Source organism: Streptomyces sp. NPDC001700, from assembly GCF_053596435.1.
The window spans coordinates 347,129-370,011 of the sequence record NZ_JBSFGE010000008.1 but is presented as its reverse complement, the minus strand read 5'-3'; the positions used below and the strand labels follow the sequence as shown (position 1 = coordinate 370,011).

The following is a 22,883-nucleotide window of genomic DNA, read 5'->3' as shown; positions in this document are numbered from 1 at the left end:
GCCCCGCGGGCTTGTGGGTGCTCCTAACCCCGGGGGGGGGGGGCCCCCCCCGCCCCCCCCCCCGCCACATCCGTATCGGCGATCAGCCCCGCGGAGCGCCCGCGACGGCCGTGGCCGCGCGGCGGCGGCCCGCGCGGGTGATCAGCACCGCGCCGATGACCATCAGCAGCCCCACGCCCGCCGCGCCGAGGCCGATCGTCACCAGTTCCGTCTCCAGGGGCGGGTGCTGGGTCTTCGGCGTACCGTCCGGGGTGGCCAGATGCTCCTTGCCCGTGTACTTCGCCGGGTCCGTCCCGTCGGCGGGCGGGTTCGCGGCGGCCCGGACGGCGGCAGCCGCGTCGATCTGCCCGTACCCGACCAGCGCGTTGCGCCCGTCGGCCGGATGGTTCGCCGTCTTCGTCAGCAGGGCGCGGATCTGGGCCGGGGTCAGCTTGTCGTTGTGCGACAGCATCAGGGCCACCACGCCCGAGGTGAGCGCCGCCGCGGGCGAGGTGCCGTTGACCGGCTCGTAGCCACCCGTGTTCTTCGCGCTCACGATGGCCACGCCGGGTGCGGCCACCGAGTTGTACGTCCGTACGGTGGAGAACTCGGCGCGGGTGCCGCTCTGCTGGGTGGCGGCGACGGCGATCACACCCGGGTAGCCCGCCGGGTACGAGGCGTCGTTGAACATGTCGCCGTCGTTGCCCGCCGACGCGATGACCGGGATGCCCTTCTGGGCCGCCCGGGCGAGGGCGTTGACCTCGCCCTCGTCGACGCTGTCGCCGAACATCTCGCCACCGAGCGACATGGAGATCACATCGGCGCCGTGGTCGACCGCGTAGTCGATGCCCTGGCCGACCGGGCTGGGCCCCGTCTTCCAGTCCTCGGGATCGTGGTACTGCTTGTCGTCGATCACCCGGACCGACAGGATGCTCGCCTTCGGGGCCGCTTTCAGGACGTCCGAGGCCATCGCGGTGCCGTGGCCGCCCCAGCGCGGATCGCCAGGTTGCAGGCCGTCCTTGAGGAAGTCGGGGCCGGTGGTCACCTTGCCGTCCAGCGCCACGTGGTTGGTCATGACGCCGCTGTCCAGGACCGCGACCTTGACGCCCTCGCCCTGTGCGGTGCTCTGCGCCGACGCGAGGCCGAGCGCCTTCGCCTCCCAGCTGGTGGGGGTGGGGTTGGCGGCGGCCGCGGGCGGCGCGGCCGCCACGCCCAGCACCGAGCTGAGGACGGTCGCCGTCATGGCCGTGGCGAGGCGGGCGGTGGTGTGTCGCCGGACGCTCATGAGGTCTCCTCCAGCAGCAGATCGCCGAGGTGCGTGTTCAGGGCGTCGACGAGGCCAGTGGCCGCACCCCGCCACGGGGCCCGGTCCTGCTCGGCGTCGGAGCTGTACTTGCCCCACTCGCCGGGCAGCTCGCCCGCCTTGCGGCCGTCGACAGCGCCGGTGGAGGCCATGAGGGCGTACGGGACGTACATCTCGGTCACCGACGTGCCCGCCGAGCCGTTGGACCGCGCGTCGCTCCACTGGGCCGCGATGGTGCCCGGGACGGCGTACGCCTTCACACCGGGGCCCGGGTTGTCCTTCTCCTTCTCGGTGTCGAAGAAGGTGCTCATCTCGTCCTTCACGGTGTCGCTCTCCGGCAGGACGATCAGCGCCGCGGTCGCCACGGTGTTGCCCGTCGGGTCCACGTAGGTGGCGCGCAGGACGGCCTTGCAGCCGAGCTTCTCCGCCTCGGCCGCGGTGGCTCCGCTCAGCCCGTCGTCACAGCCGGTCTGCTCGGATATCCCGATGCGATGCCACTGCGCGCGCTTGCGGTCGTCGCTCGCGGACTGGGAGTTCTCCTTGGGCGCGAGAGTGTCCGGGAAGAGCTTGTCCGCGGGCTCGTTGCGCCACATCGAGGCGCCGTACTCGCTGTGGTTGGCGATGTCCTGGCTGGCGTTCGAGTAGGCGTGCGCGGTCAGCGCGCCACCGGCCAGCATCCCGAGTGCGCCGGTGATGCCGAGGAAGGCGGTGAGGCAGGTGCGGCCCGTGCTCTTCCGCGGCGGCGCGGGCGGCTGCGGGGCGTACGGCGCACCCTGCCCGGGCCCGGGGTACGGCGCACCCTGCCCGGGCCCGGGGTACGGCGCACCCTGCCCGGGGTACGGCGTACCGGGTGCCGCCTGCCCGCCGTACCCCGGCGCCGCCTGCCACCCCTGCGGGGCGCCGGGCGGCGGGGACGGTGGCATGGGCGGGGGTTGGGGCGGCATGGACGGTGGGCCCTGCTGGGGCTGCTGTTGTCCGTAGGGCCCCGCATGTCCAGGGCCTTCAGGTGGCCTTGGGTACGACATGGGCTCTCCTCCTCAGCGTCGGCGACCGGCGAGCGGGCGCAGAACAACTGAGGAGACGACCTCCGACGCACACGCCCCCGCACGTGCAGAAGTGAACCTTACCGATCATGGCCGGAAACAGAGCAACCGGCCCTGGACTCGGCAGGCCGACGGGGAGCGGCAGCTGCGTCCAGGGCGCGGGAGGGCAGGTTCTAGCGGGCCGTGCCGAAGTCCTGCGTCCAGTAGTTGTCGGACCCGGAGAGGCCGACGCCGATCTCCTTGAAGTCGCAGTTCAGGATGTTGGCCTTGTGACCGGAGCTGTTCATCCAGCCCTCCATCACGCTCTTGGCCGAGCTGTAGCCGTAGGCGACGTTCTCACCGTAGGTGCTCCACGAGTAGCCCGCGTCCTCGATCCGGTCGCCCGGCTGGGATCCGTCGGACCCGGTGTGCGACATGTTGCTGTGCTCGGCCATGTCCTTGCTGTGGGCCTCGGCGGCCTTGGTGAGCTTCGCGTTCACCTTCACCGGCGAGCAACCCACCTTGGCGCGCTCGTCGTTGACGAGTTCCACGACCTGGGCCTCGGCGCTGGACGCCGCGGCCGTCGGGGAGGCGGCTGCCTTGGTGGTGGCGGCGGCCGTGGTGGCCGGGGCCTTGGACTTCGCCGCCACCGGGGCGGTGGCGGACAGGGTGGTGGCGGGGGCGGAGGTCGTACGGGCTCTCGGCGTGGCGGAGGCCGACCGCGACGCCCGCTCCGTCTCCTTCGCCCGCTTCACCGGCGCCGATTTCTCCGTGTCCCGGTGCTGGCTCTTCTTCTCCTGCCACCGCTCGCCCTGCCCGTGTTCGGCGGTCGCGCTGGTCTCCACCCCACGGGCCGCGTTGCCCTTGTCGTCCGGCCCGTCCAGACACGCCATCGCGACCGACGGCACACCCACCGCGGCCACCGCGACGGCGGCGACGGCTATCTTCCGGTGGTGCGTCTTCGTGGTCCGGTGCTTGCTCATGCGTGACCCTCACTCGGTAGTCGCGGTACGCCCTCCCCCGTGTACGGCTGACTCTGTGCGCAGCGATGCCAGGACTGCCGAGGCGCGGTGTGGGCCGTCATTGTTAGGTCCGCGCCGAAAGCAATGCAACAAGTGTTCGCTACTACCGGGGGTCGTAGTGCGGGACGTCGCTTGCGGAGGCACACCGAGGTGTGCTGCGCAGGTCCCGTGAAGGAGATGTGACGGTGTCCCGCCGTCAGAAACGCTGGTGGCCAGACGACTGGGCGGGACACCGGACCCGTGGCGAACCCGGATACGACATGTCGGCAAGAGCCGAAAAGTCTCCGATTTCGCCGAGCGGGTATCTACTATTGCGCCCCGTTCGTTCCGGGGCCCGGTGTGACTGTTGTCATGAGGTTCGCCGCGATCAGTTGGCGGCGATCCGGGCGGCCACGCAGGGGTCCTCGTTGTGGTAGCCGAGGCGGGTGTAGAGCCGCTCGGCGGGGGTGTTGTCGGCGAGCTGCCACAGGGTGCAGAAGCCGTGGCGGCGCACCGCGTACCGGGTCAGCCACGACGTCAGCGCCGCGCCGAGACCCTGGCCGCGCTGGGCGGCGTCGGTGGCGACGGACGCCATCAGCGGCGCCCCGCTGTCGCGCAGGCTGCTCATGGCACCGCAGGCCACCAGCTGGCCCTCGTCGTCACGGATTCCACACCACAGGCTCACATCCGCGGAGCCGGGGCCGGTCGAGTAGGCGGGGCTGTGTTCGCCGAGGAAGGCGAGCAGCTCGTCGTGGTGGCTCTCGTCCAGGACGACCACGCGCTCCTCGCCCCGCTGCACGGGAGGTTCCTCCAGTGTCCAGCGGAACACCCACTCCACGATGTCGTCCACCGGCAGGTGGCGGGCGACCAGGGTGTCGGTGCCGCGTGGCCCGGTGAACTCCCGCACCTGTTCCGGGCGGCGCTGCGCGGCGCGCAGGACGAGCCCGGCGGCCGCCTCCGGGCCGCCGACGGTCCACACATGTCCGCGGACGTCATCGAGCCACGCCGCGGCGCCATTGCCCGACCAGCCGAACCGGCCGGCCGGTCGCTGTCGCGCCGCGCCGAACCGCAGCAGCGCGGAACCGGGTCGCAACTCCAGGCCCTGGTCGAACAGGTCCGTGGTCCGGGGAGGAAGAGTCGTTGCCAGCATCGCTCTCAGGAAGGACGTAGTGGAGGGACGGCGGCAGCCCGGACACGCGCGGGCGCGACCGGAGACTGCCTACTGGGGTATGGGGGACCCGTCGGCGGCTGCGCGCGCGGGCGCGCCCGGCCGATCGGGGCGGTCTACTCTCGCATACGGCCCCCGGCCTGGGGCAAATCGGCGGAGGCCGCCCACCAGGCGTTCGTCCGACCGCCCCGGCCGCGTCCCCCGCCGTTCAGAACTCCGCCGCCGGGCGCCCCCTGACCTGGGCGGGGTCAACCGCCCGGCGGCTACGGGCGATCCGGCACCGCACCGGCGAGCGGCGGCTCCCAACCCGTAGCGTCCCGTGCGCCCGCCTGCCGAAGCGCGGGCGACCGGCGCGGGGCCCGCGGTGGCGGCGGGGCGCGGCGCGCCGCTGCGTTTCCACGCCGCCACACCGCGCTCGGCTCACCGCTCCGGCGAGTCGGCCACGTCCTGCTCGTCCTGCGGCTCAGACAGCTCAGACAGCGCTGCCAGCCCGGCCAGGCCCTCCGGGAGCGTCCCGGTGTGCACGACGCCCAGCCGCTGGGTCGCCCGGGTCAGCGCCACGTACAGATCACTCGTCCCGAACTCCCCCGGCTCGGCCACGATCACCGTGTCGAACTCCAGCCCCTTGGCCTGCCGCGGGGCCAGCAGCACCACCGGGCTGGTCAGGTCCGGGGAGCGGCCCGAGGACGCGTCCGGAAGCGCCGCCGCGAGGGCGTCGTGGTGGGCGGGCTGGGCGATCACCGCCACACGGCCCTCCGCCCCCGACTCCCGCGCCACCGCGTCGGCCACCGCGCCCGGCAGGTCGGCGGTGTGCCGCGCCCAGGGGCGTACGCCGGTGGCGCGGACCGAACTCGGCGGCTCGAAGTCCGGGTCCGCGGTCCGGGCCACCTCCGCCGCGACGGCCATGATCTCGGCCGGGGTGCGGTAGTTGACGCCGAGCCGGGTGTGCTCCCAGCGGTCCTCGACGTACGGGGCGAGGATCGAGGCCCAGGAGCCGCAGCCGCCCGGCTCCGCGGTCTGCGCGGGGTCGCCGACGAGCGTCATGGAACGGGTCGGGGACCGGCGCATCAGCAGCCGCCACGCCATCGGGGACAGCTCCTGGGCCTCGTCCACGATGATGTGGCCGAAGGCCCAGGTGCGGTCGGCGGCGGCGCGTTCGGCGGCGCTGCGGTGGTCGATCTCCTCGTTGCGGTCCGCCAGGCGCTCGGCGTCGATGAGGTTGTGGGCGGCCAGCACCTCCGAGTCGTCGTCCTCGCGGTCCTCGAACTCCTGGGTGCGGGAGCCGTAGGAGAGGTCGAGCACGCCCTGCGCGTACTCGATGCGCTCCAGCCGCGCCCCCTCGGCGGCGGCGCGGGCCGCCGAGTCGTCCTCGCCGACCAGTTCGGCGGCCTCGTCCAGCAGCGGCACATCCGCCGGGGTCCACTCGCCGCCGGTACGGCGGATCGCGGCGGCGTCGGCGTCGGACACGTGGACGGGGTCGGTGAGGAAGTCCGCGACCAGCTGCTCCGGGGTGAGTTCGGGCCACAGCTCCTCGATGGCGGCGTGCACCTCGGGGCTGGCCGCGATCGCCTTGCCGAGCTGGGCGATGTCGTCGGGGCCGAGGAGGTTCGGGCCGCCGTACGGGTCCGCGCCGATCCGGTCGGTCAGCTGGGCGGTCAGCCCGTCGATGACACTGAACGCGAAATGCGGGCGGGCCAGGTTGTGCGGCAGCCGGGTCTCGCGCGCCCGCCACCGCGCGTCGCTCGCGATGTCCGCGTCCAGGACCAGGTCACCGTCGTCGTGGTCGATCACGATCTCCGGGTCGGGCATCGCCTGCCGGTCCTGGACGAAGCGGGCCAGGGCATCCGCCATGGTGGCGCGGCCCTTGACCTCGGCGGCCTCCGGGGTGTCGGTGCCGGCGGCCGTCACGCCGGGGAACAGCTCGCCGAGCGTGGCGAGCAGCACACCGGTCTCGCCGAGCGCGGGCAGCACCTCGCCGATGTACCCGAGGAACGCCGGGTTGGGTCCCAGGACCAGCACCGCGCGGCGGGCCAGCAGCTCGCGCTGCGCGTACAGCAGATACGCGGCGCGGTGCAGCGCGACCACGGTCTTCCCGGTGCCGGGGCCGCCCTCGACGACGAGGACGCCGTGGTGCGGGGCGCGGATGATCCGGTCCTGCTCGGCCTGGATGGTCTGCACGATGTCGTGCATGCGGCCGGTGCGGGCCGAGTCGAGCGCGGCGAGCAGCACGGCGTCCGCGTCGCTGCTCTCGTGCCCGGTCCGTGCGGTGTCGTCCAGGTCCAGGATCTCGTCGTGCAGGGCGGTGACCTGCCCGCGCTCGGTGGTGATGTGGCGCCTGCGGCGCAGCCCCATCGGGGTGTGCCCGGTCGCCAGGTAGAACGGGCGCGCCACATCGGCCCGCCAGTCGATGACCAGCGGGGTGCGTTCCACGTCGTCGCGCCGGATGCCGATGCGCCCGATGTGGTGGTCGCGGCCGTCGCGGAACTTCAGCCGCCCGAAGCACAGCCCCCGCTCCCCCGCGTCGAACGCGGCGAGCAGCCCGGACCGCTCGGCCACCAGCACATCGCGCTCCAGCCGCGCCTGGAAGTTCCGCCCCTCCATCGACAGGGCGTCACTCACCGCCTCCTCGGCCCCGGCCCGCAATTCGGCGAGACGCGCATGGAGCAGGTCGATGAATTCCTGCTCCTGACGCAATTCCGCGTTTGACAATTCAACTCCCGCTGGATATGATGACTTCATCGAGTTTCCATGTGCCGTTATCTGCGTTCAGGCACACAAATCCCCAATATACGCAGCGAAATCCCCGGACTCAAGGCAGCCGGGGTTTTTCTTTTCCGCTATGGCACACATTCCGGCTTCAACCGGATCAGGGTGACGCCGTACGCGACGACCCAGACCACCCACAACAGCCACCCGGCGAGCCCGAGCAGCCCGAGGCGGCCGTGCCAGCGTGAAATGAGCCCGGCGCGCAGCCCGCCGACGGACAGGCCGACGAGGGCGAGCGCCAGGAACGTCGCGTTGAGGGCGAACAGAGCATCGTGCAGCGCCCAGAGCCCGGCGGTCGCCCACCGGCGACCGGTAGCCCGGCGGGTACGAGGCGGGCGTTTCGGTGCCGGGTGTACGCGGCGTACGGGAACAAGACCGGGCTGGTGCGGGCGGTGGCGGACGCGGCCGACCTCTCCGCCGACGCGCGGCTGATGCTCACCGAGCTGGAGGCCCCGGGGACCGGGCCCGCCCAGCAGCTCACCGCGACGGCCGGAGCCGGGGCGACGAGACCCGGGTCCGGGTGTTCTCGTCCTGGCCTGCGGGCACGCTGCGCGGCGGCCTGGACATCGGGGCCGCGGTCGATGTCTACGCGGCCCTGTGCAACATCGACGTCTACACCACGCTCACCGTCGAGCGAGGCTGGCTCCCCGACACCGTCGAGCGGTGGTGGGGCGAGGCGCTGGCCCGCGAACTGCTGACGCCCCGGCCCTGACCGCACCCCGCTCCGGTGGACAACTGGGGCGATGGCCGAGTGCCCTGCCCGGCGAGGGCGGGCAACTGGGGAAATCCCGGCAGAACGACGGAAACACACCTCGCGGAATAGGCTGCTCGCGCGAGAGAGCACCCCGGTTGTGGCACCCCTCGGAGCCGAAGCGAGAGCGAGGATCGAGATGTTGTCCGCGATGTCCGCCACGAAACCACAGGAGTCCGGTGGCCAGGGAGCGCGCCGATGAGCGGGGGCCATCTGGAGGTGTGCGTCGTCGGCGCCGGGCCCCGGGGGCTGTGTGTGGTGGAGCGGCTGTGCGCCAACGAGCGCGCGGCGCGGTCGTACGAGACCATCACCGTGCACGTCGTCGACCCGGCGGCGCCCGGCGCGGGGGCGGTGTGGCGCTCCGGCCAGTCCCGGCATCTGCTCACCAACACCGTCGCGTCCCAGATCACCGTCTACACCGACGACAGCGTGCGCATCGAGGGCCCGATCGAGCCGGGTCCGAGCCTGTACGAGTGGGCGCGGAGCCTCGCCCGGTTCGGTGAGCCGGGCGAGTACGACACGCCCACGCTCGCCGAGGCCCGGGCGCTCGGCCCCGACACGTACCCCACCCGGGCCTTCTACGGCCGCTATCTGCTGGACAGCTTCCAGCGGGTGGCCGCGCGCGCCCCGGAGCACATCACACTGCGGGTGCACCGCTCGCGCGCGGTGGCGATGGCGGACACCAGCGGGGTGCCGGGCGGGCCGCAGGGCATCCGGCTGGCCGACGGCACCCGCATCCACCAGCTGGACGCCGTGGTCCTGGCCCTCGGACACCTTCCCGCCCACCTCACCCCGCGCGAGGAGCGCACCGCCAGCCTGGCCCGCATCCACCACCTCGGCTATGTCACCCCGGCCAACCCGGCCGATGTGGACAACAGTTCCATCGGCGCCGGGGAGCCGGTGCTGCTGCGCGGGCTCGGTCTCACCTTCTTCGACCACATGGCGCTGTTCACCATCGGCCGTGGCGGGGTGTTCGACCGGGTCGGGGACCGCCTGGTGTACCGGCCCTCGGGGCGCGAGCCGGTGATGTACGCCAGCTCGCGCCGCGGGGTGCCGTACCACGCGCGCGGCGAGAACCAGAAGGGCGCCTCCGGCCGCCACGTTCCGCGGCTGCTCACCACCGAGACCATCGCCGGGCTGCGCCGCCGCGCCGCGGCGGGCGACCGGGTGCGCTTCCGCGCCGATGTGTGGCCACTGATCGCGGCAGAGGTGGAGAGCGTCTACTACGGCACGCTGCTGACCTCGCGTGGCGCCGACCCCGGGCCGTTCACCGACCGCTTCCTGGCCGCCTCGCACCAGGAGCGGGCCGCGCTCCTGGACACGTACGGCATCGCCCCCGGCGACCGCTGGGACTGGGAGCGACTCCAACAGCCCTGCGCCGGGCGGGAGTTCACCGACCGGGCGGAGTACCGGACCTGGCTACTGGACTATCTGGCCCGGGACGTGGCGGAGGCGAAGGCGGGCAACGTCGACGGTCCGCTCAAAGCGGCGCTGGACGTGCTGCGGGACCTGCGCAACGAAGTACGCCTGGTCGTGGACCACGGCGGTCTGGACGGCGCGTCCCATCTGGACGAGCTGGAGGGCTGGTACACCCCGCTCAACGCGTTCCTGTCCATCGGCCCGCCGGTCTCCCGTATCGAGGAGATGATCGCGCTCATCGAGGCGGGCGTCCTGGAGGTCACCGGCCCCGGCACCCAGGTGTGCATCGACACCGAACGGCCCGCGTTCGTCGCGCAGTCCACGCTGGTGCCCGGGGAGCAGGTGCGCTCCCGGCATCTGATCGAGGCCCGGCTGCCGGTGCCCGACGTACGCCGCGCCGCCGATCCGCTGCTGCGCCATCTGCTGCTGACCGAGCAGTGCCGCCCGTACCGGATCGAGGGGGAAGGCGGCACCGGTTACGAGACGGGCGGGCTCGCCGTCACCGAGCGGCCGTGCCATGTGGTCGACGCGCAGGGGCGGGTCCATCCGCGCCGGTTCGCCTACGGTGTCCCGACCGAATCGGTGCACTGGGTGACGGCCGCCGGGATACGCCCCGGCGTGGACTCGGTGAGTCTCGGCGACGCCGACGCGATCGCCCGTACCCTCCTGTCCCTGTCCCCCGCCCCCGCCCCCGTCCCCCGGACACCCACGCCACGCACCGCGGCCGGGGGCACCCACCTGACGGGAGTGATCGTGTGAGCGACCCCCTGACCGACGCGGGCCTGCTCTCACCGGTACGCGCCGGAACCCCCGCCGAGGCGGCGGTGTGCGACCTGGCCTGGCTGCAGGCCATGCTCGACGCCGAAGCCGCGCTGGCCCGCGCCCAGGCCCGGCTGGGCAGCATGCCGCGGTCCGCGGCCGACACCATCACCCGGGCGGCCCGCGCCGAACGGCTCGATCTGCGGGCGATCGCCCTCGGGGCGCGGGAGACGGCGAATCCGGTGGTCGGCCTGGTGCGGGCGTTCACCGAGGTGGTGGCGGCCGAGGACCCGGCCGCCGCCGAGTACGTCCACCGCGGCTCCACCAGCCAGGACGTGTTCGACACCGGCGCCATGCTGGTCGCGCGTGACGTCCTCCGGCTGATCCGGACGGACCTGGACACCGCCGCCCACGCGCTGGCCCGGCTCGCGGCCGAGCACCGCGACACCGCGATGGCGGGCCGCACCCTGACCCTGCACGCGGTGCCCACCACCTTCGGGCTCAAGGCGGCGGGCTGGCGCGAACTACTCCTGGAAGCGGGCCACCGCATCGGCACCGTCGCGGACACCGGCCTCCCGGTGTCGCTCGGCGGCGCCGCGGGCACCCTGGCGGGCTACCTCGAATACGCCGGACTCGACGGCACTCCCGGCCCCGGGCCCGTCGAACCCGGCGGCTATCTCGACGATCTGGTGGCCGCGTTCGCCACCGAGACCGGACTCGCCCGGCCGGTGCTGCCGTGGCACACGCTGCGCACCCCGATCGCCGACCTCGCCTCGGCCCTGGCGTTCACCGCCGGAGCACTCGGCAAGATCGCCGTCGATGTGCAGTCACTGGCCCGCACCGAGGTCGGCGAGGTCGAGGAGCCCGCCGCCCCCGGCCGCGGCAGCTCCTCGGCCATGCCGCACAAACGCAACCCGGTCCTGGCCACCCTGCTCCGCAGCGCAGCCCTCCAAGTCCCGCCCATGGCCACCGGCCTGACCCAGTGCCTGCTCTCCGAGGACGAACGCTCGGCGGGCGGCTGGCACGCCGAATGGCAACTGCTACGGGAATGCCTCCGCCTCACCGGCGGCGCCGCGCACACCGCCGTCGAACTGACCGAGGGCCTACGGATCCGGCCCGCCCGGATGGCCGACAACCTGGAGCTGACCGGCTCCCGCATCGTCTCCGAACGCATCGCCGCCGTCCTCGCCCCCCGCCTGGGCAAGGCGGCGGCCCGACAGCTGCTCGACACGGCGACGGCCGAAGCCGAGCGCACCGGCCAGCCCCTCGCGAAAGTCCTCACCGCCCTGCCCGAGGTGGACCTCCCCGCCCCGGAACTGGCGACGCTGTGCGACCCGGCCCACTACACGGGCGCCGCGGGCCCCCTGGTCGACCGCGCCCTACGGCCCCGCGCCTGAAGGGCCCGGCTACGTCTGACCGGAGGCTTCCAGGACGTCGCGGAGTTGGGCTCGGGCCGTTACGCCGAGTTTGGGGAAGCTTCGGTAGAGGTGGGAGCCCACGGTGCGGGGGGAGAGGAAGAGGCGTTCGCCGATCTCTCGGTTGCTCAGGCCCTTCGCGGCGAGGCGGATGATGTGCTGCTGCTGGGGGGTGAGGGTGGTGAGGGCGTCCGGGGTGGCGGGGGCCGGGTCTACGCCCGCGGCGCGGAGTTCGGCTTGGGCGCGGTCGGTCCAGGGGTGGGCGCCGAGGCGGCGGAAGGTTTCCAGGGCGGTGTGGAGGAGGGGGCGGGCGTCGGTGATGCGCTGGGCGCGGCGCAGCCATTCGGCGTGGTCCAGGAGGATCTGGGCGCGTTCGAAGGGCCATTGGCGGCCCGCCGGGTCGGCCAGGGCCGAGTGGAAGTGTGGTTCCGCGCGGGACGGGTCGAGCAGGGCGTGGGCGCGGTGGAGCAGGGCGCGCATCCGGGGTGAGGGGTCGTCGGCGAGCCGCTTCTCGGTGCGTTCCACGATGGCGGCGGCCTCCGCGTGGTGGCCGGTGCGTACGGCCGCGGCGGCGAGTTCGGCGATTCCGGGGTGGGAGCACGCGTAGTGGACGGGGTCGCCGTCGGCGGTGAACAGCAGGCGGAACTGTTCGTACGCGGTCGCCTGGTCGCCCTCGGCGACGGCGGCCATGCCGAGCGCCCAGCGGGCGCGGGCGGCGACCGCGCGGCTGCGGTGCGGGTCGATGAGGGCGAGGGCGTCCGACGCGGCGGTGCGGGCCTCGGCGGTCCGGCCGGTCAGGGCGAGCGGGGCGGCTTCGAGGGACCGTACGGCGGCTTCGAGGTGGGGCAGCCCGGCGACGGAGGAGGCGGTGTTCGCGGCGGCGATGCGGGCCTGCGCCCACAGCCCGTGGTCCAGGTACGCCCACCCGGCGCAGCAGCCGAGGCCGGTGGGCAGGGTGCCGCGCAGCCGCCAGCGGTCGAGGGCGTCGTCGAAGATCCGTACCGCGAGGGCCGTCTCGTCGAGCAGCCAGGCCATCGCGCCGAGGGAGTTGAGCAGCGCGGGGTCGCCGTCCGCGCGTTCCACCAGCGCCGGGAGCGCCGCCACGTGTGCGGAGCGGGCTTCCGTGGGGTCGGTCACGGTGAGCATCCAGGGGTCGCCCTCCGCCCGCGCCCGTATGGTGCGCCGGTGGTCCTCGTCGCCGGAGTAGAAACCGGCCACGGAGGCGAGGACGGTGGCCGTCCGGCGTAGCCGGGGGTCCTCCGCGGCGCGTGTCAGCAGCGTCAGCGCGGTGTCATGCTCGGCGCTCAGCGTGAGCACCTGCCCGACGCGCAGCGACGCCTCGGCCACCAGCGCCGGGTCGTCGGTGAGGGCGCGGGCCCGGGCGGCGAGTTCGCGTACCCAGTGGGGCTGGCCGGTGGCGACGGCCTCGCGGGCGGCCGCCACCAGGCGGCGGGCGCGGTCGTGGGGTGCGGGGCTCAGCTCGGCGGCGCGCTCCAGCGCGGTGACGGCGGCGGTGTACCCGCCGCGTTCCCGGGCCCGGCCCGCGGACTCCTCCAGCGCGGCGGCGATCTCCTCGTCCGGGCCCTCCGCGGCGGCGGCCAGATGCCAGGCGCGGCGGTCGGGTTCGGCATGGAGTGAGGCGGCGAGGTCGCGGTGCGCCCGGCGCCGGGCGGCCAGCGGTACGGAGTGGTAGATCGCGGACCGGATCAGCGGATGCCGGAAGCGGGCGCGCCGGGCGTCGCCGCCGCCGGTGATCCGGAGCAGTCCGGCGGCCTCAGCCGGGGCCAGCGCCTCGATCCGGCCCGCCACGGCCCGTTCGTCGGCGGCGACCAGGAGCAGGGCGTGGCGGGTGGCCTCGGGCAGGGCGTCGAGGTCGGCCGCGTAGAGCCGCGTCAGGCGGTCGGTGGGCGGCAGGAGGTCCTCGGTGGTGGCGTCCGGGGCGAGGGTGGGGCCTGACGCCCCGTACGCGCGGGCCAGTTCGACCAGGGCCAGCGGGTTTCCGGCGGCCTGGTCGAGGACGCGCATCCGGCGGCCGCCGGTGGGCGGATGCGGCTGCCCGTCCAGCAGCTGGACCGCGGCGGCGGCATCCAGCGGGCCCAGCGGGAGCGTGGGGCATCCGGAGAACGCCGCCGGGGCCGCACCCGCCGTGTCCCGGGCCCCCGCGAGGACGGCGAGGGGTTCGTCATCGATGCGCCGGGCGGCGAAGGCCAGGGCCTCCAGCGAGCCGGTGTCGATCCACTGCAGATCGTCCACGACCACCAGCAGGGGCGACCGCTGGGCGAGGTCGGACAGCAGGGCGAGCAGGGCGACGCCGAGGAGGAGTCGATCGGGCGGGCCGGTGGCGTCGCCGTCGTCGGCCCCGATCGCGCCGAGCAGCGCCGACCGCTGGCGGGCGGGCAGCCGGGTGGCGTCGCCGAGGACCGGTCGCAGCAGTTGGTGCAGGGCGGCGAACGGCAGGTTCGCCTCGCTCTCGCTGCCCGTCATCCGCAGCACCCGCCCCCGGTGCCGGTCCGCCGCCAGCCCGAGCAGGCTGCTCTTGCCCGCGCCGGGTTCTCCCGTCACGATGAGCACGCCGCTGGTCACACCGAGCACGGCCGCGCTCTCGCGCTCCCTCCCCACCATGGTCATCACCCGACTGTATCCGCCGGTGCAGTCATGTGACGGATACCGCCGGCCGGGGGCCCGGGAGCAGGCTGGACGCATGGACACCATGACACTGGGCGACGTCGACATCACCCGCGTCGTCGAACTGCCCCCCAGGGGCCTCCCCCGCGACATCATCTTTCCCGACGTACCCATGGAGCACTGGCGGGCGCACGAGAGCTGGCTGGCACCCGACTTCGTGGACCTGGCCGCCGATCAGGTGCGCACGATGATCCAGACCTGGGTGCTGCGCAGCGAGGGCCGGACCATCCTCATCGACACCGGCATCGGCAACGGCCGCGAGCGGCACATGCCGCTCTTCCACCACCTGGACACCGACTACCTCGGCGAGCTGGCCGCGGCGGGGGTGCGGCCGGCGGACGTCGACACGGTGATCTGCACGCATGTGCACGGCGACCACGTCGGCTGGAACACCCATCTGGTCGACGGCGAATGGCGGCCGACCTTCCCGAACGCGCGGTACGTGATCTCCCGCGCCGACTTCGACTACTGGAACCCGGCGAACGGCCACCGCACCCGCTCCGGCCCGGGCATGGCGAACGTCTTCGAGGACAGCGTGGCCCCGGTCCACGAGGCGGGGCAGACCGTGCTGTGGGAGGGCGACCACTACGACATCGACTCGCAGCTGCGCCTCGAGGCCGCCCCGGGCCACACGCCCGGCTCCGCCGTCGTACGGCTGCGGTCGGGCACGGACCGGGCGCTGTTCGCGGGCGACCTGCTGCACAGCCCGCTGCAGATCGCCGAGCCGCACGACAGCCCCTGCTTCGACGAGGACGAGGACCGGGCACGGATCGCCCGGCGCCGGGTGCTGGAGTCGGCCTCGGACGAGGGTGCCCTGCTGTTCCCCGCGCACTTCCCCGGCGCGGGCGCGGCCGAAGTGCGGCGCGACGGCGACCGGTTCGCGGTGAAGGAGTGGGCGGCATGGCGGTGACGGTCTTCCGCAACATCCCGTACGCCGCCGCCCCGACCGGTGCCGCGCGGTTCGCGGCGCCGACGCCGGTGGAGGGTGTGCGCGGCTTCGACGGGCCGGGGCCGACCGCCCCCGCCCCGGTACGGCGGTTCGCGGTGGACCTGAGCCCGGTGATGGGTCCGGGCTGGGTGCGCGGCGACGACTATCTGACGCTCAATGTGTGGACTCCGGAGGTGCGGCCGGACGCGAACGCGCCGGTGATGGTCTTCGTGCACGGCGGCGGCTTCCTGTCCGGCACCGGCCAGGCGCCGCTGTACGACGGGACGTCCTTCACCCGCGACGGCGTCGTCCTGGTCACGCTCAACTACCGCCTCGGGGCGCCCGGTTGGCTCGATCTGCCGGACGCCCCGCGCAACCGTGGCCTGCTGGACGTGGTCGCCGCGCTGCGGTGGGTGCGCGCACACATCGCGGAGTTCGGCGGGGACGCGGACCGGGTCACGGTGTTCGGGCAGTCGGCGGGCGCGATGCTGGTCAGCGGGCTGCTGGTGACGCCCGAGGCGGCCGGACTGTTCCGGCGCGCCATCAGCCAGAGCGGCGGGCTGCACACGCGGACCGGCGAGCAGGCGGCGGAGACGACCCGGGCGCTGGCGGACCGTCTTGGCGTTCCGGCGACGGTGGCGGGGTTCGCCGACATCCCCGACGAGGAGTTGGTGTCCGTGGTGGGCGAACTACCCGGTGCCGGGGCCCGGTTGACCCCGTTCGGGGTGGTGCTGGACGACGTACCCCAGGCGCACCCGGTGGACCTGCTGGTGGGCACGAACACCCAGGAGTCGCGGCTCTATCAGCGGCCGGAGCACAGCACGGCCATCGACGCGATGTTCCGGGACGGCAGCCAGCGGCTGGTGTCACTGCACGGCAAGGCGTTCCGTTACGACTTCGACTGGCGGGACGGTCCGCACGGCGCGTGCCACACCGCGGAACTCCCGTTCGTGTTCGACAACACCGATCTGCCCGCGCTGCGGACGCCGGACGGGCTGCTCGGGCCGGACATCCCGCCGTCGCTCGCCGCGCAGATGCACGGCGCGTGGGTGCGCTTCGCCACCACGGGGGATCCGGGCTGGGCGGGATCGCGCCGGTTCGGGTAGGGGGCGCCGTGGTTCAGTAGCCGCGGCGGACGTTGTCCACGGCCGCCTCGTCGCGCCGCCGGTCCCGGCGCTGCCGTTCGGCCGCCAGCTCCGCGAGGGCGTCGTCGAGGGCGGCGAGCACCCGCGCCACCGCGTCGTCGGACACCTTCGGTGCCTCGCCGTCCGGCTCGCGGAGGCCGATGGCCTCCGTCAGGGCGGCGAGGACGGGTTCATCCGACCGCAGGCGGTGTGCCGCCCGGCGGCGGGCGTCGGTGTCGACCAGGGCCAGTTCACGGGTCCAGAACACCTTCCAGCGGCGGTTGCGCTGCCGGACGAGCTGCCCGTTCGCCTCCAGCGCGGACAGATAGTCCGCGGACAGCCCTCGGCCCCGGCGCCACAGCCAGTCGCCGACGGTCTCGTACGGCTCCTCCCGCACAAGCGACGTGGCGGCCTGGTGCAGCAGCGGATCGCCGGGCGCCCCCGCCGGGCCCGGCACGACGCGCTCGCCGTCCAGCCCGGCCTCCCGGGCGGCGAGCAGGTCGATCAGCTCGGCTCCGGCGAGCGCGAGCGACAGATCGCCCCGCTCCACGAGGCGGCTGGGTTCCGCGTCCATGGTGACGATCAACAGGTCCCGCGGTGTGGTCATGAAAGGGCTCCCTGTCACGGCGACCGTTACGACCAGTGTCCTCCCGGGTCGTTGCGGATGCATCCGCCCAGGTGGGGACTTGGCTTCCCTGGCCTGGTGATCGAGACTGTGGTCATGCACATGGAACACGGGGCGGGCCAGGAGTACGTCGTCAAGACCGACCCGGGGACGGTGGCCCGGGTGCGGGCCTCGTTGCTGCGTACCCTGCCGTGGTCCGCGTGGGGCACGGTCGTCATTACCGTGTTGCTCGCCGCCGCGATAGCCGCGATGGCCTTCGCCGTGGATCTCGGGGGTACCGAGCTGTGGTTCCTGCTCTTCGCGTGGCCGGTGCCGATCTACCTGCGCGATGCCCAGCGCCAGTTCACCGTGCTACGGCGGCTCAAGCAGACCTGGGCGGTCAAGGAGATCTCCCCGGTCGCGATGCGGGTGACCGATGAGGGCCTGTGGTGTGTCGTCGACGCGGCGCCCGAGGACGTCTTCCTCCCCTGGACCACGGTCGCGAACGTCCAGGTGAAGGTCCGTGGCCGCATCAGCGCCCTGCGGGTGGCGCTCGCCCCCGGGGCCGCCACCGCCCCCGGAGTCAGGGGGCTGGACCAGCCCGAGGTCCGGCGCCTGACACGGCGGTCCTGGAAGGGGGTCTCGCGGCTTCGCCTCGCCGCCTACCACCCCCTCCAGCCGCTCAGCGAGAGCGAGATCGACCAGGCGCTCGGCCACTTCTCGGGCGGGCGCGTGCGTCTGCGCTGACAAGCCCGTCCTCAACGGCCGCTCCCCTACGCGCAGTTAGCCGGACCCGCGAGTAACCGGCCATCCCGGGCGGCCTACGATCCTTGGCAAACAGCCGCCGCGCTACGGAGGAGAACGCCACGTGACCGCGCAAGGTGTAGCACCCCAGACCGGGAGTGGGCCGGAGCCCCCCAACACCCCGCTCAACCAGGGACGACCGCACAGCGCCCGGATGTACGACTACTTCCTGGGCGGCAAGGACAACTACGTCGCCGACCGCCAGGCCGCCGCCAAGGTGCTCACGCTGTGGCCGGGGGTCATGGTCGCGGCGCGCACCAACCGCGCGTTCATGCAGCGCGCGGTCCGGTTCCTCGCCGCCGAGCGGGGCATCCGGCAGTTCCTCGATATCGGCACCGGCATTCCCACCCGGCCCAATCTGCACGAGGTCGCCCAGTCGGTGGCCCCGGAGTGCCGGGTGGTGTACGCCGACAACGACCCGATCGTGCTGGCCCACGCGCAGACGCTGCTCACCAGCAGTCCCGAGGGGCGCACGGCGTACGTCGACGCGAATGTCGCCGACCCCGACACGATCCTCGCCTCCCCCGGCGTCACCGAGGTGCTGGATCTGTCCCAGCCCGTGGCCCTGAGCCTGTGCGCGCTGCTGCACTTCGTGCCGGACGACTGGGAGCCGCACAAGATCGTGGGCAAGCTGGTAGACGCGCTCGCGCCCGGTTCGTATCTCGTCCTGAGCCACATCACCCCGGACTTCGACCCCGAGGCCACCCAGCGGACCGTGCAGATCTACCACAGCGGCGGGATCCAGGGGAAGATCCGCTCCCGGGACGAGGTGGAGCGGTTCTTCACCGGTCTGGAGCTGGTCGAGCCCGGCCTCGTGGTGCCGCACCGCTGGCGCACCGACCTGGCCACCGGGGACCCGGGAGTGGAGACCGGCGATGTGACCGACGAGGAGGTCTCCTTCTGGGCGGGCGTCGCCCGTAAGTCCTAGCAAAGCCCTGGCAGATGGCTGATTGAGGGGATTTACGCCAAGTCACTGTGCGTGCCCTCTCAGTTCGCTACTGTGACGGCATGAGCGCCAGGAACGTGGACCCCGCTGACGAGTGGCCGCTGCCTCCGCCCTGGATGTGGGGATGCGGCAAGTGCACCGATCTGTACCGGGCGATGAAGCAGGCCCCCAAGCTGGTGGACGCCGCGCTGGAGGAGCTGGGGCCGGGGATCGACTGCGATCCCCATGACTCCATCGTGTCGACCCAGATCCGGCTGGCCCGGCACATCGCCACCCGCCATGTCTCGGAGCTGCCCGAGGCCGACGAGGAGTGCGAGCGGTGCGTGTCGGACGCGTCCGGGAATCTTCCCGCCGTCCTCGCCCTGGAGCACCGGGCCCGCCATCTCTTCGCGCCGCCCAGCATCGTCGACATGCTGTAGTCGACCCACCGCGGTTCCCCGCCGCCGCCCGGCCCGCCCTGCGGCTTCCCTGAGCTGTGACATTCTGGTGGGTGGGTGCCCTGCCACTCCTGGGCGGCGCGGTCCGGCATCGCCGGATGTGGCACCCCTGCCCTCGCCGCCCGTGTTCCGGGGACTTCCACCTGCCCGTACCTGCGGCACGGAGGGGAGGCAGACGGGAACATGCCCCATGGTGCCGGTCCGATGTCCCCGGCGCCGGACCCCACCGGGAGGGAGCGGGTTCTGGCGTTCGCCGGGGTGTCGCTGGCGGCCGTCTATGTGCTGGGCGAGGGGAGCGACGGCCTGCGGCTGGTCGAGACCGCGAGGGCGGCCGGGGCCGGCCCGGCTCCGCACGCCGCCCTGCCGCAGCACTACGCGCTCTCCGGCCGCTCGCCCGCCGCCGACGCCCTGTGCACCGGCCGCCCCCTGTGGCTGGACTCCACGGCACTCGCCACCTACCAGCAGGACGGGTCGGCGGTGCGGTGGCCCGGCGCCTCGCTGGGCGCGCTGCCGCTCGGGACCGAGGGCAGCAGGCTGGGCTGTCTGCTCATCGTGGGCAGCGCCGCGGACGGCTTCGAGGCCGAGCAGCGGGGCTTTCTGCTGCGGTACGCCGACGCCGTCGCCACCCGGCTCCGGGGGGCCGGTGCGTCCGCCACCGCGCCCCGCACCGGGGCGACCACGCTGCTGGGTCCCGCGCTGCGGAGTCTGCGCGTCGGTTCGTTCGTGCTGCTGCCCGGGACCGGCCTGATCGAGGCGGACGCGACCCTGCTGGACCTGATCGGCATCGCGCCGGACGACTTCAACGGCACGGTGGACACGCTGCTCGCGCGCACCGTGCCGGAGGACCTGCCCGCGCTGCTGTCGGTCGTCGAGCCCACCGCGCAAGGGGCCGGGGACCGTGAGCTGGAGTTCCGGATCCGCCGTTCGACCGGCGAAGTGCGCTGGCTCCGGCTGAGCTGCCGGGTGAGTACCGACGCGGCGGGGCGGCCGGAGCGCGTGGTAGGCGTGGTCACCAGCGCCGCCGCGCTGCGCTCCCGCGCCGACGACGTGTCCCGGGTGCAGTGGCTGACGACCGCGCTCGACAACGCGATGACGGTCCGGGACGTGAGCCGGGTGGTGGTCGCCGCCCTCGGCGAGCCGCTGGGCGCGGACCGGGTGGCGCTCGCCGAGCTGCAGGCGGACCGGCTGGTGGTGGTGGGGCTCGATCCGCCGCAGGCCGACGCGTGGCCGGAGCTGTGGCGTTCGGAGTGGCACTCCGAGTGGCCGGACGCGTCCCTGCACGCGCTGCCGAGCCTGCGGGCGGCGCTGCGGGAGGGCCGCCCACGGCTGTGGCCCGCGGGGGCCGCGCTGGAGCCGGGGCTCGCGGGCATCGGCCCCGGGGGGCTGGCCGTGCTGCCGCTCCCGGCCCACGGCCAGGTGGCGGGGGTGTGTCTGATCGGCTGGGACGCCCCGCATCCGTTCGGCCCCGAGGAGCGCTCCCTGCTCACCGCGACGGCGGGGCTGGTCGGCCAGACCCTGATGCGGGCGCACGCCTACGACGCCGAGCAGGAGCTGGCCACCATGCTCCAGCGCTCCCTGCTGCCGCGCAGTCTGCCGCCGCTGCCCGGCGGGGTGGCCGTCGCCCGCTATCTGCCCGCGATGCGGGGACTCCAGGTGGGTGGCGACTGGTACGACGTCATCGCGCTATCCGAGAGCCGGGTGGCACTGGTCATCGGCGATGTGCAGGGGCACAGCGCCGCCGCCGCGACGATCATGGGCCAGATGCGGACGGCGGTCCGCGCGTACGCCGTGGAGGGGCATCCGCCGGATGTGGTGGTGTCGCACGCCAACCGGCTGCTGGTGGGCATGGAGGCGGATCTCTTCGCCACCTGCGGCTATGTCGAGCTGGACATGGAGGAGGGCAACGCCTGGTTCGTCCGGGCCGGGCATCTGGCGCCGCTGGTGCGCCGCCCGGACGGCACCACCGAGGAGGTGGAGGTCGAGGGCGGGCTGCCGCTGGGGGTGGTGGCGGACGCGGAGTTCCCCATGACGGCGGAACCGCTGGCCCCGGGCACCGTCCTGGCGCTGCTCACGGACGGTCTGGTGGAGTCCTCGACGCTCCATCTGGACGAGGGCATGCGCCGGATGCGGGCCGCGCTGGCCGCCGCACCCATGGACCTCGACCGGATGGCGGACGCACTGCTCGCGGTGGCCGACCGGCGGGACGACGACGTGGCGCTGCTGCTCCTGCGGTACGACGGCATGCGGGTACGGCCCATCAGGGCGGGCTGGCTGGTGTGGCGGCTGCCCGACGCCGTGATGCACGCCCGCCGTTTCACCGCGCGCACGCTGCGCTCGTGGGGACTGTCGGACCAGGCCGATGTGACGCTGCTGGTCGTCTCCGAACTGGTCACCAACGCACTGATGCACACCCACGGCACGGTCCGCCTCGACCTCACGTACGCCGTGGACCGGGTGCGGGTCGCGGTGACGGACTCATCCCCCCGGGCGCCCGCCAAGCCCGTGGTCACCGACTGGGAGGCGACCGGTGGCCGGGGGCTGCTGCTGGTCGAGGCGATGTCGGCGTCCTGGGGCTCCGTACCGGTCGGCGGGGGCAAGCAGGTGTGGAGCGAGATCGTCGTACCACGGCGTGCCCCCGGTGACACCGAACCCGGTCCCCGCGTCCAGCAAGGGGGTGGATGACATGAGGATGTCCCGTACGCGCAGCGCCGTCGCCGCCGTGGCCGCGGGGCTGCTGGCCGCCTCCCTGGCGAGCTGCGGAGAGAGCGGCGGGGCGCGCGGGAGCGGCTTCACCGTCGGCCTGCTGCTGCCGAGCCAGCAGATCACCCGGTACGAGAAGGCCGACCGGCCGCTGATCGAGAAGCGGGTGAAGGAGCTGTGCCCCGGCTGCACCGTGGACCACGCCAACGCCGGGGACGACGTGGCGAGCCAGCAGCGGCAGATGAATTCCATGGTCACCCGAGGGGTGGGGGCGCTGATCCTCGACGCCGTCGACGCCAAGGCGCTGCGCTCCTCGGTGCAGGCGGCGCACAAGGCAGGCATCCCGGTCGTCGCCTACGACCGGCTCGCCGAGGGCCCGATCTCGGGCTATGCCTCGTTCAACGGCGGACAGGTCGGCAGGCTCCAGGCCAGGGCGCTGCTGGACGCCCTGCGGGCCAAGGGGGACGGCCGCGAGATCGTCATGATGAACGGCGATCCGAGCAGCCCCAACGCGGTCTGGTTCAAGCAGGGCGCCATGTCCGTCCTCCGGGACAAGGTGAGGATCGGCAAGTCGTACGACGTCGTCGAGTACCGCCCGGACAACGCGTATGACGACATGGAGGCCGCCATCACCGCGCTGGGCCCGCGCCGGATCGGCGGTGTCCTGGCGGCCAACGACAGCATCGCCGCCGGTGCCATCTCGGCCCTCAAGTCCGCGCGGATCAGGCCGGTGCCGCCGGTCACCGGGCAGGACGCCGACCTGGACGCCGTGCAGCGCATCGTCAGCGGCGACCAGTACATGACCGTCTACAAGCCCTTCAAGGCCGAGGCGAACGCCGTCGCCACCATGGCCGTCGCCCTGGGGCGGGGCCAGAGCCTGCGCGACATCGCCCGGACGACCGTCGACAGCCCCACCACCCGGAACATCCCGGCCTCCCTGCTCACCCCGGTCGCCGTGACGGCCGCCAACATCAAGAAGACCCTGGTCAAGGACGGTGTGTACACGATCGAGGAGATCTGTACGCCCAAGCTCCGGCCCGCCTGCGACAAGGCCGGCCTCACCCGCTGACGG

General features: G+C 73.5%; 17 protein-coding genes. 10 read left to right on the top strand and 7 right to left on the bottom strand.

The window, feature by feature from the left end:
- Positions 1–82 precede the first annotated feature (82 nt).
- The 5 genes from ACWC5C_RS18395 to ACWC5C_RS18375 form a co-directional block, all read right to left on the bottom strand.
- A complete protein-coding gene (locus tag ACWC5C_RS18395; RefSeq protein WP_450876411.1) occupies positions 83–1,264 on the bottom strand; it encodes a S8 family peptidase in 1,182 nt (393 codons plus the stop codon).
- Positions 1,261–2,205 carry a hypothetical protein gene (locus ACWC5C_RS18390; protein WP_450876409.1) on the bottom strand — a complete coding sequence of 315 codons (945 nt, stop codon included), beginning with the start codon at positions 2,203–2,205 and terminating at the stop codon, positions 1,261–1,263. Before ACWC5C_RS18390 ends, ACWC5C_RS18395 begins: the two co-directional genes overlap by 4 nt.
- A 293-nt stretch (positions 2,206–2,498) precedes the next feature.
- Positions 2,499–3,287: a CAP domain-containing protein gene (locus ACWC5C_RS18385; protein WP_450876407.1), complete on the bottom strand. Its 789-nt coding sequence runs from the start codon at positions 3,285–3,287 to the stop codon at positions 2,499–2,501.
- Positions 3,288–3,693: 406 nt separating this feature from the next.
- Entirely contained in the window at positions 3,694–4,455 is a 762-nt protein-coding gene (locus ACWC5C_RS18380) for a GNAT family N-acetyltransferase (RefSeq protein WP_450876405.1), read from the bottom strand.
- A 438-nt stretch (positions 4,456–4,893) separates the two neighbouring features.
- Positions 4,894–7,167: a HelD family protein gene (locus ACWC5C_RS18375; RefSeq protein WP_450876426.1), complete on the bottom strand. Its 2,274-nt coding sequence runs from the start codon at positions 7,165–7,167 to the stop codon at positions 4,894–4,896.
- Positions 7,168–7,759: 592 nt separating this feature from the next.
- Here ACWC5C_RS18375 and ACWC5C_RS18370 point away from each other — a divergent pair.
- From ACWC5C_RS18370 to pcaB, 3 genes are all read left to right on the top strand, one after another.
- Positions 7,760–7,951 carry a hypothetical protein gene (locus ACWC5C_RS18370; RefSeq protein ID WP_450876403.1) on the top strand — a complete coding sequence of 64 codons (192 nt, stop codon included), beginning with the start codon at positions 7,760–7,762 and terminating at the stop codon, positions 7,949–7,951.
- Between the two features lie 237 nt (positions 7,952–8,188).
- The gene (locus tag ACWC5C_RS18365) at positions 8,189–10,168 is read left to right on the top strand and encodes an FAD/NAD(P)-binding protein (protein WP_450876401.1); all 1,980 of its coding nucleotides are present in this window, start codon (positions 8,189–8,191) and stop codon (positions 10,166–10,168) included.
- Positions 10,165–11,565, top strand: a complete 1,401-nt coding sequence (gene pcaB / locus ACWC5C_RS18360) for a 3-carboxy-cis,cis-muconate cycloisomerase (RefSeq protein ID WP_450876399.1) — start codon at positions 10,165–10,167, stop codon at positions 11,563–11,565. Before ACWC5C_RS18365 ends, pcaB begins: the two co-directional genes overlap by 4 nt.
- A 9-nt stretch (positions 11,566–11,574) precedes the next feature.
- Here pcaB and ACWC5C_RS18355 read toward each other — a convergent pair whose 3' ends face one another.
- On the bottom strand, positions 11,575–14,211 hold the full coding sequence (locus ACWC5C_RS18355; RefSeq protein ID WP_450876397.1) for an ATP-binding protein: 2,637 nt from the start codon (positions 14,209–14,211) through the stop codon (positions 11,575–11,577).
- Between the two features lie 73 nt (positions 14,212–14,284).
- Here ACWC5C_RS18355 and ACWC5C_RS18350 point away from each other — a divergent pair, with 73 nt between their 5' ends.
- Together ACWC5C_RS18350 and ACWC5C_RS18345 are read left to right on the top strand one after the other, a co-directional pair.
- Positions 14,285–15,178, top strand: a complete 894-nt coding sequence (locus ACWC5C_RS18350) for an MBL fold metallo-hydrolase (protein ID WP_450876395.1) — start codon at positions 14,285–14,287, stop codon at positions 15,176–15,178.
- Positions 15,169–16,302 (top strand): carboxylesterase/lipase family protein, encoded by a 1,134-nt coding sequence (locus ACWC5C_RS18345; RefSeq protein WP_450876393.1) that lies wholly within the window; start codon positions 15,169–15,171, stop codon positions 16,300–16,302. The genes ACWC5C_RS18350 and ACWC5C_RS18345 overlap by 10 nt, the downstream gene beginning before the upstream one ends.
- 13 nt (positions 16,303–16,315) lie before the next feature.
- Here ACWC5C_RS18345 and ACWC5C_RS18340 read toward each other — a convergent pair whose 3' ends face one another.
- The gene (locus tag ACWC5C_RS18340; RefSeq protein WP_450876391.1) at positions 16,316–16,927 is read right to left on the bottom strand and encodes a GOLPH3/VPS74 family protein; all 612 of its coding nucleotides are present in this window, start codon (positions 16,925–16,927) and stop codon (positions 16,316–16,318) included.
- 96 nt (positions 16,928–17,023) lie between these two features.
- On the opposite strand from ACWC5C_RS18340, the gene ACWC5C_RS18335 reads away from it, so the two are divergent.
- The 5 genes from ACWC5C_RS18335 to ACWC5C_RS18315 all read left to right on the top strand — a co-directional run bounded on the left by ACWC5C_RS18335 (position 17,024) and on the right by ACWC5C_RS18315 (position 22,880).
- Positions 17,024–17,671, top strand: coding sequence for a hypothetical protein (locus tag ACWC5C_RS18335; protein WP_450876389.1), 648 nt, complete (start codon positions 17,024–17,026; stop codon positions 17,669–17,671).
- Positions 17,672–17,792: 121 nt separating this feature from the next.
- Complete coding sequence (locus ACWC5C_RS18330; RefSeq protein WP_450876387.1) at positions 17,793–18,656, top strand: SAM-dependent methyltransferase; 864 nt, start codon at positions 17,793–17,795, stop codon at positions 18,654–18,656.
- A gap of 80 nt (positions 18,657–18,736) precedes the next feature.
- Positions 18,737–19,093 (top strand): hypothetical protein, encoded by a 357-nt coding sequence (locus ACWC5C_RS18325; RefSeq protein ID WP_385441693.1) that lies wholly within the window; start codon positions 18,737–18,739, stop codon positions 19,091–19,093.
- Positions 19,094–19,315: 222 nt separating this feature from the next.
- A complete protein-coding gene (locus ACWC5C_RS18320) occupies positions 19,316–21,793 on the top strand; it encodes a SpoIIE family protein phosphatase (protein WP_450876385.1) in 2,478 nt (825 codons plus the stop codon).
- 1 nt (position 21,794) lies between these two features.
- The gene (locus ACWC5C_RS18315; RefSeq protein ID WP_450876384.1) at positions 21,795–22,880 is read left to right on the top strand and encodes a sugar ABC transporter substrate-binding protein; all 1,086 of its coding nucleotides are present in this window, start codon (positions 21,795–21,797) and stop codon (positions 22,878–22,880) included.
- Positions 22,881–22,883: the final 3 nt, after the last annotated feature.

Bases quoted from the DNA above. Each gene is read 5' to 3' on its own strand.
- ACWC5C_RS18395 (WP_450876411.1), bottom strand. From the start codon at position 1,264: ATGAGCGTCCGGCGACACACCACCGCCCGCCTCGCCACGGCCATGACG.
- ACWC5C_RS18390 (WP_450876409.1), bottom strand. From the start codon at position 2,205: ATGCCACCGTCCCCGCCGCCCGGCGCCCCGCAGGGGTGGCAGGCGGCG.
- ACWC5C_RS18385 (WP_450876407.1), bottom strand. From the start codon at position 3,287: ATGAGCAAGCACCGGACCACGAAGACGCACCACCGGAAGATAGCCGTC.
- ACWC5C_RS18380 (WP_450876405.1), bottom strand. From the start codon at position 4,455: ATGCTGGCAACGACTCTTCCTCCCCGGACCACGGACCTGTTCGACCAG.
- ACWC5C_RS18365 (WP_450876401.1), top strand. From the start codon at position 8,189: ATGAGCGGGGGCCATCTGGAGGTGTGCGTCGTCGGCGCCGGGCCCCGG.
- ACWC5C_RS18355 (WP_450876397.1), bottom strand. From the start codon at position 14,211: ATGACCATGGTGGGGAGGGAGCGCGAGAGCGCGGCCGTGCTCGGTGTG.
- ACWC5C_RS18350 (WP_450876395.1), top strand. From the start codon at position 14,285: ATGGACACCATGACACTGGGCGACGTCGACATCACCCGCGTCGTCGAA.
- ACWC5C_RS18345 (WP_450876393.1), top strand. From the start codon at position 15,169: ATGGCGGTGACGGTCTTCCGCAACATCCCGTACGCCGCCGCCCCGACC.
- ACWC5C_RS18340 (WP_450876391.1), bottom strand. From the start codon at position 16,927: ATGACCACACCGCGGGACCTGTTGATCGTCACCATGGACGCGGAACCC.
- ACWC5C_RS18325 (WP_385441693.1), top strand. From the start codon at position 18,737: ATGAGCGCCAGGAACGTGGACCCCGCTGACGAGTGGCCGCTGCCTCCG.
- ACWC5C_RS18320 (WP_450876385.1), top strand. From the start codon at position 19,316: ATGTCCCCGGCGCCGGACCCCACCGGGAGGGAGCGGGTTCTGGCGTTC.
- ACWC5C_RS18315 (WP_450876384.1), top strand. From the start codon at position 21,795: ATGAGGATGTCCCGTACGCGCAGCGCCGTCGCCGCCGTGGCCGCGGGG.